This window comes from Streptomyces sp. NPDC000941, from assembly GCF_053599555.1.
Genome location: NZ_JBSFMM010000088.1, coordinates 1 through 16893, shown reverse-complemented (window position 1 = coordinate 16893; position 16893 = coordinate 1). Strand labels below are relative to the sequence as shown.

Annotated in this window: 16 protein-coding genes and 2 tRNA genes; 15 read left to right on the top strand and 3 right to left on the bottom strand. The window is 71.3% G+C overall.

Annotated features, from left to right (window positions below; genetic code table 11):
• Positions 1 to 109: 109 nt before the first annotated feature.
• Positions 110 to 2221 carry a hypothetical protein gene (locus tag ACWDSL_RS26585; protein WP_450489469.1) on the bottom strand — a complete coding sequence of 704 codons (2112 nt, stop codon included), beginning with the start codon at positions 2219 to 2221 and terminating at the stop codon, positions 110 to 112.
• A 411-nt stretch (positions 2222 to 2632) separates the two neighbouring features.
• On the opposite strand from ACWDSL_RS26585, the gene proB reads away from it, so the two are divergent.
• From proB to ACWDSL_RS26560, 5 genes are all read left to right on the top strand, one after another.
• Positions 2633 to 3808, top strand: a complete 1176-nt coding sequence (gene proB / locus ACWDSL_RS26580) for a glutamate 5-kinase (protein ID WP_450489467.1) — start codon at positions 2633 to 2635, stop codon at positions 3806 to 3808.
• 223 nt (positions 3809 to 4031) lie between these two features.
• Entirely contained in the window at positions 4032 to 4547 is a 516-nt protein-coding gene (locus ACWDSL_RS26575) for a hypothetical protein (RefSeq protein WP_450489465.1), read from the top strand.
• 193 nt (positions 4548 to 4740) lie between these two features.
• Positions 4741 to 6048, top strand: coding sequence for a glutamate-5-semialdehyde dehydrogenase (locus ACWDSL_RS26570; RefSeq protein ID WP_450489463.1), 1308 nt, complete (start codon positions 4741 to 4743; stop codon positions 6046 to 6048).
• A 184-nt stretch (positions 6049 to 6232) separates the two neighbouring features.
• Positions 6233 to 6937 (top strand): SCO2584 family spore wall biosynthesis protein, encoded by a 705-nt coding sequence (locus ACWDSL_RS26565; protein ID WP_450489461.1) that lies wholly within the window; start codon positions 6233 to 6235, stop codon positions 6935 to 6937.
• A 59-nt stretch (positions 6938 to 6996) separates the two neighbouring features.
• Positions 6997 to 8082 (top strand): SCO2583 family membrane protein, encoded by a 1086-nt coding sequence (locus ACWDSL_RS26560; protein WP_450489459.1) that lies wholly within the window; start codon positions 6997 to 6999, stop codon positions 8080 to 8082.
• Between the two features lie 15 nt (positions 8083 to 8097).
• Here the strand turns inward: ACWDSL_RS26560 and ACWDSL_RS26555 are convergent, their stop codons facing one another.
• A complete protein-coding gene (locus ACWDSL_RS26555; RefSeq protein WP_450489457.1) occupies positions 8098 to 9285 on the bottom strand; it encodes a M48 family metallopeptidase in 1188 nt (395 codons plus the stop codon).
• Positions 9286 to 9374: 89 nt separating this feature from the next.
• Here ACWDSL_RS26555 and ACWDSL_RS26550 point away from each other — a divergent pair, with 89 nt between their 5' ends.
• The 7 genes from ACWDSL_RS26550 (at position 9375) to ACWDSL_RS26520 (ending at position 13697) form a co-directional block, all read left to right on the top strand.
• A complete protein-coding gene (locus ACWDSL_RS26550) occupies positions 9375 to 9527 on the top strand; it encodes a hypothetical protein (protein ID WP_179285038.1) in 153 nt (50 codons plus the stop codon).
• A gap of 66 nt (positions 9528 to 9593) precedes the next feature.
• Positions 9594 to 9758, top strand: a complete 165-nt coding sequence (locus tag ACWDSL_RS26545) for a hypothetical protein (RefSeq protein ID WP_450489455.1) — start codon at positions 9594 to 9596, stop codon at positions 9756 to 9758.
• 17 nt (positions 9759 to 9775) lie between these two features.
• Positions 9776 to 10429 (top strand): nicotinate-nucleotide adenylyltransferase, encoded by a 654-nt coding sequence (nadD, locus tag ACWDSL_RS26540; protein WP_450489453.1) that lies wholly within the window; start codon positions 9776 to 9778, stop codon positions 10427 to 10429.
• 10 nt (positions 10430 to 10439) lie between these two features.
• Positions 10440 to 12350 (top strand): LCP family protein, encoded by a 1911-nt coding sequence (locus tag ACWDSL_RS26535; RefSeq protein WP_450489451.1) that lies wholly within the window; start codon positions 10440 to 10442, stop codon positions 12348 to 12350.
• 83 nt (positions 12351 to 12433) lie between these two features.
• Positions 12434 to 12883, top strand: a complete 450-nt coding sequence (rsfS, locus tag ACWDSL_RS26530) for a ribosome silencing factor (RefSeq protein ID WP_398529103.1) — start codon at positions 12434 to 12436, stop codon at positions 12881 to 12883.
• Complete coding sequence (locus tag ACWDSL_RS26525) at positions 12880 to 13533, top strand: histidine phosphatase family protein (protein WP_450489502.1); 654 nt, start codon at positions 12880 to 12882, stop codon at positions 13531 to 13533. The genes rsfS and ACWDSL_RS26525 overlap by 4 nt, the downstream gene beginning before the upstream one ends.
• 91 nt (positions 13534 to 13624) lie before the next feature.
• Positions 13625 to 13697 (top strand) — tRNA-Ala (locus tag ACWDSL_RS26520).
• Positions 13698 to 13728: 31 nt separating this feature from the next.
• Here ACWDSL_RS26520 and ACWDSL_RS26515 read toward each other — a convergent pair.
• Positions 13729 to 14691, bottom strand: coding sequence for a helix-turn-helix transcriptional regulator (locus ACWDSL_RS26515; RefSeq protein WP_450489448.1), 963 nt, complete (start codon positions 14689 to 14691; stop codon positions 13729 to 13731).
• A 101-nt stretch (positions 14692 to 14792) separates the two neighbouring features.
• Between ACWDSL_RS26515 and ACWDSL_RS26510 the strand changes: the two genes are divergently transcribed.
• From ACWDSL_RS26510 to ACWDSL_RS26500, 3 genes are all read left to right on the top strand, one after another.
• The gene (locus tag ACWDSL_RS26510; RefSeq protein WP_450489446.1) at positions 14793 to 16349 is read left to right on the top strand and encodes an MFS transporter; all 1557 of its coding nucleotides are present in this window, start codon (positions 14793 to 14795) and stop codon (positions 16347 to 16349) included.
• Positions 16350 to 16466: 117 nt separating this feature from the next.
• Positions 16467 to 16700 (top strand): hypothetical protein, encoded by a 234-nt coding sequence (locus ACWDSL_RS26505; RefSeq protein WP_065959277.1) that lies wholly within the window; start codon positions 16467 to 16469, stop codon positions 16698 to 16700.
• A 78-nt stretch (positions 16701 to 16778) separates the two neighbouring features.
• A tRNA-Ala gene (locus ACWDSL_RS26500) sits at positions 16779 to 16851 on the top strand.
• The last annotated feature ends 42 nt before the right edge of the window (positions 16852 to 16893 follow it).

The window sequence follows — 16893 nt, the reverse complement described above, 5'->3', positions numbered from 1 at the left end:
GCCACGGCGGGCGCGTACGGACGGTGGTGCGTACGGCGAAGGGCCCCGGGAGAACCGAGCGTTCTCCCGGGGCCCTTCGCTACGCGTCAAGCGGCGTGCGGTGGCGGGGTCAGACCGCCGCCGTCTCCTCCGCCTCGGGCGAGCCCGGCTCCAGCTCCGCCTCCTCGGCGGCGTCCCTGGCCTCGCGCTGCGCGGGGATCTCGTCCGCCAGGCGGGTGGCCATCCGGGCCCGGCGGGCGTCGGCCTTGGCGCACAGGGCCTGGGCGGCCGCGTTGAAGCGCACCAGCGACGGCGGGTCGGACGGGCCCAGCAGATGGACCTTCAGCTCCGCGCGCGCGGCCACGTTGGTGTCCTTCGCCGGGTCGCGGACCGCTTCGAGGAGCGTGGTCAGGCCCTTCGCCTTCGGGGTGAGGACGGTCGCGGCGCGCACCGTCGGGAAGCCCGCCTTGAACTCTGCCTCGGACAGCCCGCTGGTGTTCGCCACCGCGTACGGCTTCTCGCTGGTCAGGTAGTCCGAGACCACGCTCGAGACATCGCTGATCAGCAGGTCCGACTGGTTGAAGCAGGCGAAGATGGCCGGCCGGGGGCCGGTGACGATCTGGTGCTCCCACACCGGCATCGACGCCCAGTAGGCGTTCTCCCAGGCCGTGGTGGCCGCCGTGACGACCGCGGCGCGGTCCTTGTCCGGGGCGCCCTGGAGCTTCATACGCTCGATCTCGTCCGCGCTGGGGCGGAAGGCGGTGCTGGTGAGGCGGTTGAGCTCGTCGGTGCGACGGGCCAGTTCGGCGGCGGCCTCCGGGCCGGGCCGGTCGCCGCTCCGCTTGGTGTTGGCCTCGGCGATCATCGCCATGATGCGCTCGTTGGCGCGGCCCGCGCGCGGGTCGACCGAACCGGTCATCGGGTGCGGCTTGTACAGGAGGCGCACCTTGGGGTCGGCCAGCACTTCGCGGACGATGTTCTCACCCGCGAGGATGACCGAGGTGTTGCCCGGGTTGCCGTCCCAGCCCTCCCAGGTGGGCGCGTACAGCACGGTGGTGAAGTCCTCCCCGCCGGCGCCGCCGAGCGCGCCGGTGGCCGCGGCCGCGTAGGGGCGGATCGGGGCCAGCTGCGGGCGGCCGACCTCGGCCACGTCCTTGTCCTCGACGCCGATGTCGGCGAGCTGGTAGCGCTCACGCGCCGCCGGGCCCGCGACCCACACCTCGTCGTACGCCTTGGCGTACGGGTTGCAGCTGGAGAGCTTGTCGCTCTCGCCGTGGTTGATGAAGGCGTGCTTGATCGACGGGATGCGCAGGACCTGCGAGGTCTTGCCGGAGTTCGCCGGGTGGAGCAGCACCTTGAGCGTGGAGTGCTCGAGCCGCATCAGGTGCGCGACCTTGGGCAGGCACACGATCGGCACGTCCGTCGCGTCGATCTTCTGCACCATGAAGCGCTCGCGGAGCACGATGATCGGGTTGCCGTCGAGCGCGGCGAGCGTGGAGAGCCACATGTTCGCCTGGTACGCGGAGGTGGTGCCGCCGGAGAAGTACATGCCGACCGTCGGCTGGTACTCCGCCAGCCACTTGTCCAGCCACTCCAGCGCCTTGGCCTCACCGGCCATCCGCTTGCGCGGCAGCAGCCAGGTGCCCAGGTGGACGGTGCCCGCGACCGCGATCAGCAGACCGACGGCCACGCCGACCATGCCCCAAACGGCAGTCTTGGTGCCCGCGGTGATCAGCAGACCCGCGGTGACCGGGATCGACAGGCGGACCAGCCGGCGGGCGTGCTGGCGGGCGAACAGCCGCGGCGGGGCGTCGCTCAGCCGCAGCGCCGACGCGTCGATGTTGCGGGTGACGAACGGCAACTGGCGGGTGCGGCGGACCAGTATGGCCACGGCCTGGCAGGCGAAGTGCGTCACATAGAACAGCAGCAGCCCGGCCGTCAGCGGCGCCTGCTCGTTCAGCGGGTCGATGCCGTCTATGCGCAGCAGTCCCACCAGGATGAGCATGTCCCGGAACAGCTGGCGCACCGTGACGTCGAGGCGGACCTTGCCCAGCAGCGACAGCAGTCCAGGTTGCTTGTGCTGCAGATAGAGATCGAGCGCGAGGCCACCCGCCGAGGCGGCGATCAGAAGGGGCACGTTCGGGAGCACGGCGCCGACGAGCTGTGTGGTGAAGAACACCAGCATCGCGAGCAGCGCAGCCAGCTGTACGGCCCGGCGGGGGGCGATTCCGGCAGAGGGCACGGGTTGAGCTCCTGGCAGGAGGACGAGGGAACTGTATGGGGGGACCCCTGACCGTATGCCGCCGCCCGGCCCGGTGACAATCCGCGCCCGCGCCAACCATCTCGAATCGGGTCCAAAGGAGCCTCCCGAGGCCGCTCAGGCGACCGCCGGACGGCTTTGAGGCGACTGCCGGGCAACTCACAGGCGGCCGGAAAGCGACCCGTGGACGGCCGTCGGGGCCTTCTTTCAGAGGTTCGTCGGGTGTTCGTCGGGGCGGCGCGTCCAGGGGCTGAAACAGCGGCGCGTCCAGGGGCTGATATACGCGGGCATCCGGCGGCCGGGCTGACGTACATTGCGCGCTTGTCATGATGAGTGTGTAGAAAGAAGCGCTCTTCAGGGCGCGCACGACCAGGGGACGAGCAGGGGAGCGGTGTGAGCGAGCAGGACGGGTCGGCGGCGGTACGGGACGAGGTGGTCGCGGCCCGCAGGATCGTGGTCAAGGTCGGTTCGTCCTCCCTCACCACCGCGGCGGGAGGGCTGGACGCCGACCGGGTCGACGCGCTGGTGGACGTCCTCGCCAAATTCGCAGACGGCCCGGGCGGCCCAGGTGGCCCCGGCGGCGCTGAGGGCAAGGAGATAGTCCTGGTCTCCTCCGGCGCCATCGCCGCGGGCCTGGCGCCGCTGGGGCTCGAGCGGCGCCCGCGCGACCTCGCCCGCCAGCAGGCCGCCGCCAGCGTCGGCCAGGGCCTGCTGGTGGCCCGCTACACGGCCTCCTTCGCGCGCTACGGGCGCCGGGTCGGCCAGGTGCTGCTGACCACCGACGACACCAGCCGCCGCGCCCACTACCGCAACGCCACCCGCACCCTGGACCAGCTGCTGGCCATGGGGGCCGTGCCGGTCGTCAACGAGAACGACACGGTGGCCACGGACGAGATCCGGTTCGGCGACAACGACCGGCTCGCGGCCCTGGTCGCGCATCTGGTGCGGGCCGATCTGCTGGTGCTGCTCTCCGATGTGGACGGCCTCTACGACGGGGATCCCCGCACCCCCGGCACCTCCCGGATCGCCGAGGTCACCGGACCCAAGGACCTGGACGGCGTCTCGATCGGCAGTGCGGGCCGCTCCGGGGTGGGCACCGGCGGCATGGTCACCAAGGTCGAGGCGGCCCGGATCGCGGCCGCGGCCGGTGTCCCGGTGGTGCTGACCTCCGCCAGCCGGGCCGGTGACGCCCTGCTGGGCCGCCCCACCGGCACGTTCTTCCACCGCACCGGCCGCCGCTCCGCCGACCGGCTGCTGTGGCTGGCGCACGCCTCCGCGCCGCGCGGGGCGCTCATCCTGGACGACGGGGCGGTGCGGGCCGTGGTGGAGCGCCGTACCTCGCTGCTGCCGGCCGGTATCGCCGCCGTGGAGGGCGAGTTCACCGCGGGGGACCCGGTCGAGCTGCGCGACACCGAGGGGCGGGCCGTCGCCCGTGGGCTGGTCAACTTCGACGCCAAGGAGATCCCCCGGCTGATCGGGCGGTCGACGCGCGAGCTGGCCCGCGAGCTGGGCCCGGCGTACGAGCGCGAGGTCGTGCACCGGGACGACCTGGTCGTGCTGCACACATGATGCACGCGTGACGGACGTCACTCAGGGGAGAGAAAATCCGACAAGTCCGTTCATTCAACGGAGAGCTTCCGGAAAATCGCCACGCGGCCTCCCGCGGACTGGTCAACTTTGTTGCACGGGGCCGCACCGGCAGTGGGCCCGTACACCGAACCGTGGGTAACCGCAGCACAACACCGGCTCCGGCCGGTGCGTGAGCGGAGCAGCGAGCAACAGGAGGCCGCCGGTGAGACGAGGGCGCTCGGGGGCGCTGCCCAAAACGGGGGCGCTGTCCAAAGGGGCGGCGCTGCCCAAAGAAGCGGCGGGGCGCACCCTGACCAGTGTCGGGACCATGGGCGCGGGGGTGGGCGAGGCACCCGGCGCGGTGGACGTGGCGGATGCGCCGGGCGTGCCCAGTGAGGCCACCCGGATGTGGCACGTCACCCTCAGTCTCTCGGGTGCGGAGGCCCCGCTGCGGGACGTCCGGCAGGCGCTCGAGCGGCTGGCGCATGACCATCCGTTCCTGCTGACCAGCCGCTATGCCAACGATCACGCCGAGATCCGCTACTGGGAAGAGGCCCGGGACCTGCATGACGCGGCGGCGGTCGCCCTGCGGCTGTGGGGCGAGCACCGGTCCACGGCCAAGCTGCCGCCTTGGGAGATCGTCGGCCTCGAGGTCATCGACCGCGAGACCTACCATCAGCGCATCGCGGAGGGGTACGGCCCGCCGCCGGCCGCGTCGGTAGGGGTGCACCCGTACTGACAGGGACTGACGGGCACTGACAGGGGCCGACAGGGACTGACAGGGGCCGACAGGGACTGGCAGGGACCGGCAGGGCCCCTATGTGGCCCGATGTGTCCTGCTATACGGCTCGGCCGTTCCCGTCGTGAGAATTCCGTCTCGAAAAGCGGAACGGCGGACGGCATACGGCCGAGCCCTCAGTAGGCTTCACTCCATGACCAGCGCACCCACCTCGCCCCTCACCGACCCCTGGCCGAAGTCCCCGGTCCTCCAGACCGCCTACCGGGCCCGGGTGGCGGCCACCGACCTCGCCCCGCTGCCGCGCGCGGCCAAGGACGACGCGCTGCTCGCGATGGCAGACGCGCTCGAGGTGCGGACCAAGGAGATCGTCGAGGCCAACGCGGTGGACGTGGCGCGGGCGCGCGAGGCGGGCACGAGCCAGGCGATCATCGACCGGCTCACCCTCACCCCCGAGCGGGTGCGGGCCATCGCCTCGGACGTGCGCGACGTGGTGGCGCTGCCCGACCCGGTCGGCGAGGTGGTGCGCGGCTCGACCCTGCCCAACGGGATCGATCTGCGCCAGGTGCGGGTGCCGCTCGGCGTCGTCGGAATCATCTACGAGGCCCGGCCCAACGTCACGGTGGACGCGGCCGCGCTGTGCCTGAAATCGGGCAACGCCGTGCTGCTGCGCGGCTCGTCCTCCGCGTACCACTCCAACACCGCGCTGGTGAAGGTCCTGCGCGATGCCGTCGGCGGGGCCGGACTGCCCGCGGACGCCGTGCAGTTGGTGCCGGGCGAGAGCCGGGAGTCGGTGGCCGAGTTGATGCGCGCCCGCGGTCTGGTGGACGTGCTGATCCCGCGCGGTGGCGCATCGCTGATCCGTACGGTCGTCGAGCAGTCGACGGTCCCGGTCATCGAGACCGGCACCGGCAACTGCCATGTGTACGTGGACGCGCAGGCCGATCTCGACATGGCGGTCGAGATCCTGGTGAACTCCAAGGCGCAGCGGCCCAGTGTGTGCAACGCCGCCGAAACCCTGTTGGTCCATCAGGACATCGCGGCCGCGTTCCTGCCGCGCGCGCTGGACGCGCTGGCCGAGGCCGGGGTGACGGTGCACGGCGACGAGCGGGTGGTGGCCCTCGCGGAGCAGTTGGAGGGCTCCAAGACCACTGTCGTCCCGGCGGTGGTGGAGGACTGGGAGACCGAGTACCTCTCGTACGACATCGCGGCGGCGGTCGTGGACTCCCTGGACGCCGCGGTGGCCCACATCCGGCTGTGGTCCTCCGGTCACACCGAGGCGATCGTCACCACCTCCCAGATGGCCGCCCGCCGCTTCACCCAGTTGGTGGACTCGACGACGGTCGCGGTGAACGCCTCCACCCGGTTCACGGACGGCGGCCAGTTCGGCTTCGGCGCCGAGATCGGCATCTCCACGCAGAAGCTGCACGCCCGCGGCCCGATGGGCCTGCCCGAGCTGACCTCGACCAAGTACATCGTCACCGGCGACGGCCACATCCGCTGAGCGGGATTCCCCGCTGCGGCATCCGCGTCGCATCCCCCATGTGGCGTCCCCCGATCGGGGGACGCCGCGGGCATTCGGGGGGTACTCCGGTCGGGTGGACTTCCGCCGCTCCGCTCCAGGTGCCTGTTCCCCCGAATAGCATTTCACCCTGCCCAAATTGACCCGTCCGGTCTACTCTGAATGGGTGCCGGACGATGTGGGAGGCAAGCCGTTCCCGGACGGTGACGAGCCCGAAGACCGCAGCCACGGGGAAGCGAACGACGAGTTCGCCGCCGTGGTCTTCGACGAGGACTTCGTACGATCCGCCGCGATTCACGAACCCACCGCCATCGAGCGGATGCTGGCCGCCGCCCAGGCCCGCGCCGACGCCGAGGCGTCCCGCCGCCGCTCGGCCGGCGTCTCTCCCGAGGACGAGCTCTACGAGGACGGTTACGGCCCCGACGGCGACGCCGAGTTCGGATATGGCGCATACGACGACGAGGCCGCCGACCCCGACAGCGACCAGGCCGACGGATTCGGCCACGGCCGGGACGGCTACGACCCCTATGGCCCGTACGGCCGATACGGCAGCGCCGGGCGCCCCTACCGCGGCCACGCCCGCTGGCACCGCCCGGTGGCCTGGCTGCTGGCGATTCTGATGGGCATAGGGGTCGTCGCGCTGGCCTTCACGGCCGTCTACCGCGGCGCCTCCGGAAACCGCCAGGACCCGTCGCCGCCGCCCGCCACAAGCGGCGTCGACGCCACACCCGCCGACCGCCCGGGCTCCGTGCCGTCGGAGCCGTCGGAGCCGTCGGAGCCGTCGGAGCCGGCCTCGTCCTATGAGTCCGCTGGGGCCGCCGCCACGGACGAGCCGACCGGCGCCGCGACGACCGTGCCGCGCTCGCCGTAAGCGGAAGTTGTGGAGTATCACCGCGTTTACCGGCGCCCCTCGCGACCTACTCTTGAGATATGACCGGGCGTGGAAACCCTCCTGAGGGGACACCCGAGGGCGTCCCGGGAGGCGGTGACGACGAGTATCGCTCCGTCGTTTTCGACGAGTCGTTCGTTCGCGCTGCCCGGCTCCAGGAATTCTCGGCCCAGGAGCGCATGGGGGAACACGCCAGAGCGGTGCGCAGCCGGCACGCCTGGGCGCGGGCGGGTGCCTCGCGCCAGGCCGTCATTCTGGTGCTGCTGATTGCCTTCGCCTTCGCCGCCGCCGTCTATCTGGGTGTGCGTCACCCGTACCAGAGCCCCCCGCCGCAGGCCGTCGAGCCGCTGCGCAGCAGCGTGGTGCCGCTCGCGCCGCGCGGCCAGGTGCCCGGCGGGGAGCCCGCGGCCCTGTTCGAGAACAGCCCGGCCGCGGCGTTCGCCACCGGCGCCGCGGGCGTCACCCTGCCCGGTGTGCGGCGCACTCACAGCTTCTCCGAGAGCCAGGTGATGGGCGCGCTCACCACGGCCAAGGAATACATCGTCAAGTCGGCCCTCGACCCGGCCGTGCTCACCGGTGGCGAGGCGCGGTCCGTACGGCTGCTGCTCGACCCGGACCAGCTCGACCAGTTCGACCACAGCCTCGAGCACCCGGCCGACGACGGGCGGTACGCGGCCACCGGCTGGCTGACCCGCTTCAACCCGGCCGAGGCGGCGCTGGCCGCCCCGGCGGTACGGGTGCACGGCACCCTGACGGCCACCGAGCGGAGCGCATCGACGCTGGAGGTCACCGCCGACCACACCTTCGTCTATGCCGTCAAGCGGCCCCATGAGGGCGGCACCGACCACGCCTCGCTGTTCACGGTGCGGCGCGAGACGCGGTTCCGCTTCGACCGTGACGATCTGCGCGACCACCACCTGGAGGTGGTGGTCAGCTCCGTGCTGGCGGGCCCGCAGGCATGCGCCGCGAACGCCGCCGGGTATCTGCGGCCGCTGCTGGCCGGGCAGAGCGCCAAGGGCGACGCACCGCCCGGTACGGACCCGTACAGCTCAGGCCGCTCCACGGCCTCCCTGTGCGGTGTCCTGTCCCCGGGAGCCCTGCCGCATCTGCCGGGTTCCGCTTCCTGACGCTGACGCTGACGGTTACGGAAGGTCCGGCTCAGGACCGTCCTTGGGCGGGGTGTCGCCACCCGAGCCGCCCGGACCGCCCGGACCGCCCGAGCCACCCGAGCCGCCCGGGCCGTCCTTGGGCGGCTCCTTGGCGGCCGAGGCGCCCCCGGTGCCGGTGAACTTCTCGCGCAGCTTGCTGCCGAGGTCCCCCGCACCGCCCGCCACATCCCGTACGAACGCCATCAGCGGGTCCTTGCTGCCGCGCACCGACTCCGCGTAGTGGTTCGCCGACTCCCTGAAGGAGTCGCTGACCGAGGTGTTCTTGTCCTCGTCGCGCCGCGCGTAGTGACCGTCCATGATCCGCTGGTAGTCGCGCCCGGCGGCCCACTTCTTCAGCTCGGCGGCGCGCACGGTGGTGAACGGATGGCTGCGCGGCAGCATGTTCAGGATCTTGAGCACGGAGTCCCGCAGATCGCCGCCGGCCTCGTACTCCTCCGCCTGCTCCAGGAAGGCGTCCACATTCATCTCGTGCAGATGGTGGCCGCCCGCGAGCTTCATCAGCCCGCGCATCGACGCCTTCAGGTCCTGCCCCACCAGCAGCCCGGCCCGGTCCGCCGACAGCTCCGACTTGCGGAACCACTCGCGCAGCGCCGTCACCACGGCCATCACCGCGACATTGCCGAGCGGTATCCAGGCGACCTTCATCGCCAGATTGGTCAGGAACAGCAGGATCGTGCGGTAGACGGAGTGCCCGGACAACGCGTGGCCCACCTCGTGGCCGACGACCGCCCGCATCTCCTCCTCGTCCAGCAGCTCGACCAGGCCGGTGGTGAGCACGATGATCGGCTCGTCCATGCCGATGCACATCGCGTTCGGCCGCGGGTCCTGTGTGACGTACATCGCGGGGACCTTGTCCAGGTCCAGGATGTAGCAGGCGTCCCGGAGCATGTCGTGGAGGTACGCGAACTGCCGGTCGCTCACCCGCACCGAATCGGACAGATACAGCAGCCGCAGGCTCCGCTCGGGCAGCAGCCCGCTCAGCGCCCTGAAGATCGTGTCGAAGCCGGTCAGCTTGCGCAGCGCGACCAGCGCGGACCGGTCCGCCGGATGCTCGTACGCACGCGAGGAGATGCCCGGGAACCGCCGCCGGTCACGACCCGGCACCCGCTCCTGTCCGCCGCCCGCGCCGTTCCCGGCCCCAGGCGTGTTGCTGTCGCTCATCTGGCCCCCTCGCTGGACTGCTGGTCCGTGCTGTTCCCAGCCTAGGGCCTGGTGCGGGCCTTCGGCCGGGGGAGGGTTAGCGTGGAGGCATGCCCGACATGACTGGTCTCACAGAAGCGCTCGCCGCCACCTCCAAGCACGACGGAGGGCCGGGCGCGCTGCTGCGCATCGTCCTGGTGGTGGGCATCGTGGGCGCCGTGCTGCTGGCCTGGTTCCTGTTGCGCGGGTACAAGCAGGACTGAGATCCGGCTCGCATACGATGTGGCGGACGCACTTGCCCGCCTCGATCCGGATAGGTTCTGCCTGCGATGACCGCTCTCAGCACCGCGCACGCCACCCTGACGACCCTCGCCGCCGAGGGCGAGCACGTCGACAACCATCCGAGCATCAGCCCCTACATGACCGGCGGCGGGGCCCTGGTGATCCTCCTCCTGCTGCTGTGGGTCACCACCCGCTTCAACCGGGACCGCTGACCGAGGTCACAGTCCCCATGGGTCCCGGCGCCCGGCCGGGCCCAGTAGGGTCTGCTCGCATGGGAGAGCAGATGGGCCACGCCAAGCGGCGGCTCGGGGTGATGGGTGGGACGTTCGATCCCATCCACCACGGCCACCTGGTCGCCGCCAGTGAGGTCGCCTCGCAGTTCCACCTCGACGAAGTGGTGTTCGTACCGACCGGGGAGCCGTGGCAGAAGAGCCACAAGAAGGTGTCCCCGGCCGAGGACCGCTATCTGATGACGGTGATCGCGACGGCCTCGAACCCCCAGTTCTCGGTCAGCCGTATCGACATCGACCGGGGCGGCGCCACGTACACCACGGACACGCTGCGCGATCTGCGCGCGTTGAACAGTGACGCGGACTTGTTCTTCATCACCGGCGCGGACGCGCTGGCCCAGATCCTCACCTGGCGGGACGCCGAGGAGCTGTTCTCGCTCGCGCACTTCATCGGGGTGACCAGACCCGGCCACATACTGGCCGATCCGGGGCTGCCGGAGGGCGGGGTGTCGCTGGTCGAGGTGCCGGCGCTGGCGATCTCCTCCTCGGACTGCCGCGCGCGGGTCGCACACGGCGAGCCGGTCTGGTATCTGGTGCCGGACGGCGTGGTGCGCTACATCGACAAGCGCGAGTTGTACCGGCACGACTGCTGAAGGGGCACCGGTGAACGACCGACAGGACCCGTACGACCCGTACGCGCGGGATTCCTATCCCCAGGACCCGCAGATCTACGGCTACGACGCCTATGGCCAGCCGGTGTACCAGCCGCAGGACGCGCAGCAGGACGCGCAGCAGGGCTACGACCCGTATGCGCAGGGGCAGCCGCAGCAGCAGCCGCCGCAGGAAGGTTACGGCTACGACCCGTACGCGCAGCAGACGCAGCAGCCTTACGGGCAGGGGCAGGCACAGCCGCAGTACGACCCGTACGCCGGACAGCAGCAGTACCCCCACCAGCAGGACCCACAGCAGCCACAGGGCTACGTCCCCCAGCTACCGCTGGGCGGTGCCCCCTACGCCCCGTACGACACCTCGCAGGGCACCCCCTACGGCGCGGCCCCCTACGAGACGCCCTACGCCCCCGGCGGGCGCCCGAACGTCCCCCCGCAGCGCGACCCGGCGGCCCCGGCCCAGGCGCCGGCCCAGGCGCCGGGCGACGCGTACCAGGAGCCCGGCCCCGCCGAGCGTGAGCAGGCTCCCTCCCGGGCTGACGCCCGTACCAGCAGACAGGCCGACCGGCAGCCCGATGGGCAACCCGGCAAGGGGTCCGCGCAGCAGCCCGCCGGGAAGTCCGCCGAGCAGTCCGACGGCGAGGCGTACCACACCGAGCAGTTCTCCTTCGTCGAGGAGCCGGACGAGGACTCCGAAGACGTCATCGACTGGCTCAAGTTCGCCGAGACCCGCAGCGAGCGGCGCGACGAGCGCAAGCGCAAGGGCCGCAACCGCCTGGTGGCGCTGGTGGTGGTCATGGTCCTGGCCGCGGTGGGCGGGGTCGGTTACCTCTGGTACGCGGGCAAGCTGCCGGGCCTGTCCGACGACGAGCAGGGCACCGCCGCCGCCGGGGGACCGCAGAAGCGCGATGTGATCGTGGTCAATCTGCGTGAGACCAAGGGCGGGCGCACCTCCACCGCGCTGCTGGTCGACAACGAGACCACCAAGCGGGGCACCACCGTCCTGCTGCCGAACGCGCTCGCCCTGTCCGCCGAGGACGGCGGCCCGACCACCCTGGGCAAGTCGGTGGTCGACGAGGGCTCCGACGCCACCCGTGAGTCCCTGAACACGCTGCTCGGCTCGAAGATCCAGGGCACCTGGCGGCTGGACACCCCGTATCTGGAGAACCTGGTCGAGCTGGTCGGCGGCATCACCCTCGACGCCGACGCCACCGTCCCGGGCGCCGCGAAGGGCGACGACCCGCTGGTCGAGCGGGGCAAACAGCGCGATCTGGGCGGCGAGGCCGCCGTCGCGTACGCCACCTACCGCGGGCAGGGTGAGACGCAGACCAAGCAGCTCGCGCGCTTCGGGCAGGTCATGCACGCGGCGCTGAAGAAGATCTCCAGCGATGAGGACGGCGCCACGAACACCGTGGAGTCGCTGGCCCAGATCCCGGACCCGTCGCTGAGCGAGAAGGCGCTCGGCGCATCGCTGGCCCGGCTGGCCGAGCAGGCCAAGGGCGGTTCGTACGACACGACCATGCTGCCGGTCCAGCCGGACGGCACGCTCAGCGAGGAGTCCACCGACAAGGTGGTCAAGACCATCCTCGGCGGCGCGGTCAAGAACACCGACCAGGAGGCGGCCTCGCGGGTCAGCGTGAAGAACGCGGGCTCGGTGCGGGGCGCTGCCAACGAGGCCCAGGTCACCCTGGTCAACGGCGGCTTTACGGTCGTCGGCGCCGCCGAGCAGGGCGGCACTCCGCAGGCGGCCTCGCAGGTGCTGTACGCGGACGCGAAGCAGGCCGCCCAGGCCAAGGAGGTCGCCAAGACGCTGGGTCTTGCCACCGCCGCGGCGAAGAAGGGCAAGGTCGCCTCGAACGCGGACATCACGGTCCTCCTCGGCCCGGACTACAAGCCGAAGAGCTGACCGGGGGCGAGATAGCCGGACAGGGTGACGGTGGGGCGTGAGACGCTTGGGGTATCACGTCCCACCGACTGAAAGCCTTGCCTGTGACCGCCACTGACCGCTCCATCGAGCTCATCAACGCCGCCGCCCAGGCGGCCGCCGACAAGCTCGCGCACGACATCATCGCGTACGACGTCAGCGATGTGCTCTCGATCACCGACGCCTTCCTGCTCGCCTCGGCTCCCAACGACCGCCAGGTCAAGTCGATCGTCGACGAGATCGAGGAGCGGCTGAACAAGGAGCTGGGCGCCAAGCCGGTGCGCCGCGAGGGCGACCGCGAGGCCCGCTGGGTGCTGTTGGACTACGTCGACATCGTGGTCCACGTCCAGCACAGCGAGGAGCGCGTCTTCTACGCCCTGGAGCGGCTGTGGAAGGACTGCCCGCAGCTGGAGCTGCCCGCCGACGCCAAGGCCACCCGCGGCAAGGGGGAGGAGTACGCGAAGGCACAGTCCGCCGACGTCGGGCTCGGCGGACTGGACGGTGAGCTGCGCTGAACGGCTCGCAGGGCGGCCGTGGCCGCCGCATAGTCCTGTGGCGCCACGGCCAGACGGCCTGGAATCTCGAGCGCCGCTTTCAGGGGACCACGGATATCGAGCTGACCGAGACGGGTGTCGTCCAGGCGCGCCGCTCGGCCCGGCTGCTGGCCGCGCTGAAGCCGCACGCCATCGTCGCCTCCGACCTCAGCCGCGCGAAGGCGACGGCCGCCGAGCTGGCCACCGTCACGGGCCTGGAGGTCAACTACGACGCGGGGCTGCGTGAGAGCTTCGCCGGGCAGTGGCAGGGGCTCACCCATGAGGAGATCACCGCGCGGTTCGGCGAGCAGTACGCGGCGTGGAAGCGCGGTGAGCCGGTGCGGCGCGGCGGCGGCGAGCTGGAGACCGAGGTGGCCGACCGGGCCGCGCCGGTCGTGGCGGAGGCCGCCGACAAGCTGCCGGACGGCGGCACGCTCGTCGTGGTCAGCCACGGCGGCACGATCCGCACCACCATCGGGCGGCTGCTCGGCCTCGACCCGAATTCGTGGGAAGCTCTTGGAGGGCTGTCCAACTGCTCCTGGTCGGTGCTGGGCGAGGGCGCGCGCGGCTGGCGGCTCATGGAGCACAACGCCGGGTCGCTGCCGGAGCCGGTGCTCGGCGACGACGACTGAGCGGATTTCCGACGACTGGGCGGATTTCCTTTTCCGGCAGGTCACCGGCTAAGCTTCATCTCGTTCGAAGCGCTTCGGCGCGACGGAGAGCGGGGCTATAGCTCAGTTGGTAGAGCGCCTGCATGGCATGCAGGAGGTCAGGAGTTCAATTCTCCTTAGCTCCACAGGAGTTGGGCCACGGCGATCCCGCTTCCCTCACAGGGAGGCGGGATCTTTCGTTTCCGTTTCCGCTTCCGCCTCAGCCTCCATCTCCGCTGCCGCCGCCCGCTCCGCCAGGATCTCGGAGACGTGCCGGGCGTGCCGGGGGCAGCCGACGAGCAGGTCGTCCATCGTGCGCAGCCGGTCGAGCAACGCCCGGCTCTGCTCGTCGCTCGGCGTGTAGACCACGACGCGGCTCTCCGGAGCCCCCTGGATCACCAGCGAGGTCGAGATCAGCCGCAGATCGCCGACCGAGGCGTGCCGTACGAGTTTGATCCGGGAGCCCGGTGGGGCGACATCCCCGCTGTGCCACATCCGGGCGAATTCCTTGCTGAGGCCCAGCAGACGGTTGATGAAGTCCTCCCAGGCGGGCTCGCCCACATGGCGGCCGTATGCGCCGCGCAGCGTCGCCACCATGAGCGGCAGTTCATTGGCCCGGTTGATGAACATGGAGCAGCAGCCGGGGTGGGAGAACAGCTGCCACAGCGCGTTCCGCTCGGTGCGGGGGGCTATCGCGAGCGACGGGAAAAGGGTCTTGTACGTGTCGTTCAGCGCCAGCAGGTCGTACCGGGCGTTGTAGACCACCGCCGGGAGCGGATCGATCGCGTCGATGATGCCCTGCACCTCGGGGCGGACTGTCTGCGCCTCGTCCGCCAGGTCGGGGACGTACGGCACCTCGGCGAGGTGGTACAGGTGCTCGCGCTCGGCCTGGTCCAGGCGCAGGGTGCGGGCCACCGCGTCCAGCACCTGCGCGCTGGCGTTGATCGGGCGGCCCTGCTCCAGCCAGGTGTACCAGGTCACGCCGACCCCTGAGAGCTGGGCGACCTCCTCCCGGCGCAGCCCCGGCGTGCGGCGGCGCAGACCCGGGGCCATGCCCACATCGGCGGGCGTCACCCGGGCGCGGCGGATGCGCAGGAAGGCGGCCAGCTCCGGCCGTCGGCGGCGGGTGTTCGCTGTCATCGTGCCATGGTCCCCGCCGCGGCGGATGGCTGCCAGGTGCTGCCAGTACCAGCATCGGCGGGCTCTCGTTACCCGTACCGGCCCGGCTCCAGGCTCGACCCATGACACACACCACCCCGACCACTTCGGTGCCGCCCGGCGCGCTGGACGACACCGGTGGATCCAGTAAAAGCGATGCCACTGACAACCGGCCCCGGCGCAGGGCGCCGGGGCCCGCCCGGCTGCTCACGATCGTCCTGGTCGGGCAGCTCATGGCGGTCCTCGACGTCTTCATCGTCAACGTCGCCGCACCGGCCCTCAGCACCGATCTGCACGCCTCGGGCGCCGGGCTGCAGCTGGTCGTCGCGGGCTACACGATCTCGTACGCCGTGCTGCTGATCACCGGCGCACGGCTGGGCGCCCTGATCGGCCACCGGCAGGCGTTCCTCGCCGGGCTCACGGTCTTCACCGCCGCCTCGCTGGCGTGCGGGCTGGCCCCCGGCACGGGGGCGCTGATCGCCTTCCGGTTCATCCAGGGCGCGGGCGCGGCGGTGATGCTGCCGCAGGTGCTCAGCCTCATCCAGCGCACCTTCACGGGCGCTTCGCGGGCCCGTGCGCTCGGCGCCTATTCGGCGGTGCTGGCCTCCGGCGCGGCCGTCGGGCAGGTCCTGGGCGGGGCGCTGGTGCAGGCGGATCTGTTCGGGACCGGCTGGCGCCCGGTCTTCCTGGTGAATGTGCCGATCGGCCTTGCGCTGCTGGTCCTGGGACCGCGCTGGCTGGACGGCGCCGAGGAGCGCCCGGCGGCGGGCGCGGGCGGTGGTGCGGGGAGCGGTGGTGCGGGCGCGGGCGCGGGCGGTGGCGCGGCGGCGGGGCGGTCCGGAACCCTGGATCTGACCGGTCTGCTGCTGCTCGCGGCGGCGGTGCTGCTGTTCACCGTGCCGTTGGTGCTCGGCCAGGAGCGTGGCTGGCCGCTGTGGGGCTGGGTCATGCTGGGCCTGAGCGCGGTCCTGGCGGCGGCCTTCGCGGCGTACGAGGCCCGGCTGGCCGGCCGTGGCGGGGCGCCGCTGATCTCGCCGCGGGTGGCGGGGGCGCCGGGCATGCCGCTGGCGATCGTGCGGATCGTGCTGGGAATGGCGGCCAACGGGGGCTTTCTGTTCGTGATGACGCTGCATGTGCAGGGTGGGCTCGGCTACAGCGCCCTGCGGGCCGGCTGTACCTTCGCGCCCACCGCTGTGGCGTTCGGCCTCGTCGGCCTCAACTGGCAGCGCTTTCCGTCGCGCTGGCAGCCCGTCACCGTACCGGCCGGATTCGTGCTGGCGGCCGTCTCGTTCGTCGGCGTCGGGCTGGCGCTGCGCGACGGGTCCGACGGCGGCGCCTGGCTGTTCGTCGCCCTGGTGGGCGTCGGGATGGGCCTCGCCTTCGCCTACAGCCCCGTGCTGACCCGGACGTTGGCGACCGTTCGGCCGCAGGACGCGGCGGACGCCAGCGGGGTGCTGGTGACATCCGCTCAACTCGGCCTGCTGAGCGGCGTCGCCGTTTTCGGCGCGGTCTTCCTGGGCCACGGGTCGGGCGTGGACGCCTCCGCGGACGCCCTGTGGGTGAGCTGTCTGGCGCTGGCGGGCGCGGCGCTGTGCGGAGCGATTGTTGGTCTGGTGATACGTGTGAGGTATCTCCGCTGACCTGGGCGCCCTCCCATGGCAGAATCGGCGGCCGGAGGGGGATCCCAAGGTCTTGGTGACAACGGCGGTGTTTCCTACGTGTGTACGGCCTGCGGCCACAGCTGGAGCTGAGTGAGATTGGGAGCACACAGCCGGAAGTGCGACTGGTGTGGCAGCGGGACGCCGATCGTGCGCGACATGGAACCGCTCAACCCCGACTACCAGTACTGGTGTGTGGAGTGCGCCCGGGCGCTCATCATCAAGGGCGACCCGATCGAGACATACAGGGAGCTCGAAGGGGAGCCGATCTACGGACGGCTCCTCGACGAGCACTGCACCCTGAAGCGCTTCTATTCCTTCGCGACGGCATAAGGAAACCGATTTGGCAGACGGCCGTGGGGTCCGTGTAATGTAGGCGATGCCGCCGGGGGACCGGGCGGAGCAAGACCTGGGGCTATAGCTCAGTTGGTAGAGCGCCTGCATGGCATGCAGGAGGTCAGGAGTTCAATTCTCCTTAGCTCCACAGTGTGAGTGAATGGGCGGGCCGTCCGGTGAGGACGGCCCG

Bases quoted from the DNA above. Each gene is read 5' to 3' on its own strand.
- ACWDSL_RS26510 (WP_450489446.1), top strand. From the start codon at position 14,793: ATGACACACACCACCCCGACCACTTCGGTGCCGCCCGGCGCGCTGGAC.
- ACWDSL_RS26555 (WP_450489457.1), bottom strand. From the start codon at position 9,285: ATGAGCGACAGCAACACGCCTGGGGCCGGGAACGGCGCGGGCGGCGGA.
- ACWDSL_RS26560 (WP_450489459.1), top strand. From the start codon at position 6,997: ATGACCGGGCGTGGAAACCCTCCTGAGGGGACACCCGAGGGCGTCCCG.
- nadD (WP_450489453.1), top strand. From the start codon at position 9,776: ATGGGTCCCGGCGCCCGGCCGGGCCCAGTAGGGTCTGCTCGCATGGGA.
- ACWDSL_RS26515 (WP_450489448.1), bottom strand. From the start codon at position 14,691: ATGACAGCGAACACCCGCCGCCGACGGCCGGAGCTGGCCGCCTTCCTG.
- ACWDSL_RS26550 (WP_179285038.1), top strand. From the start codon at position 9,375: ATGCCCGACATGACTGGTCTCACAGAAGCGCTCGCCGCCACCTCCAAG.
- ACWDSL_RS26545 (WP_450489455.1), top strand. From the start codon at position 9,594: ATGACCGCTCTCAGCACCGCGCACGCCACCCTGACGACCCTCGCCGCC.
- ACWDSL_RS26570 (WP_450489463.1), top strand. From the start codon at position 4,741: ATGACCAGCGCACCCACCTCGCCCCTCACCGACCCCTGGCCGAAGTCC.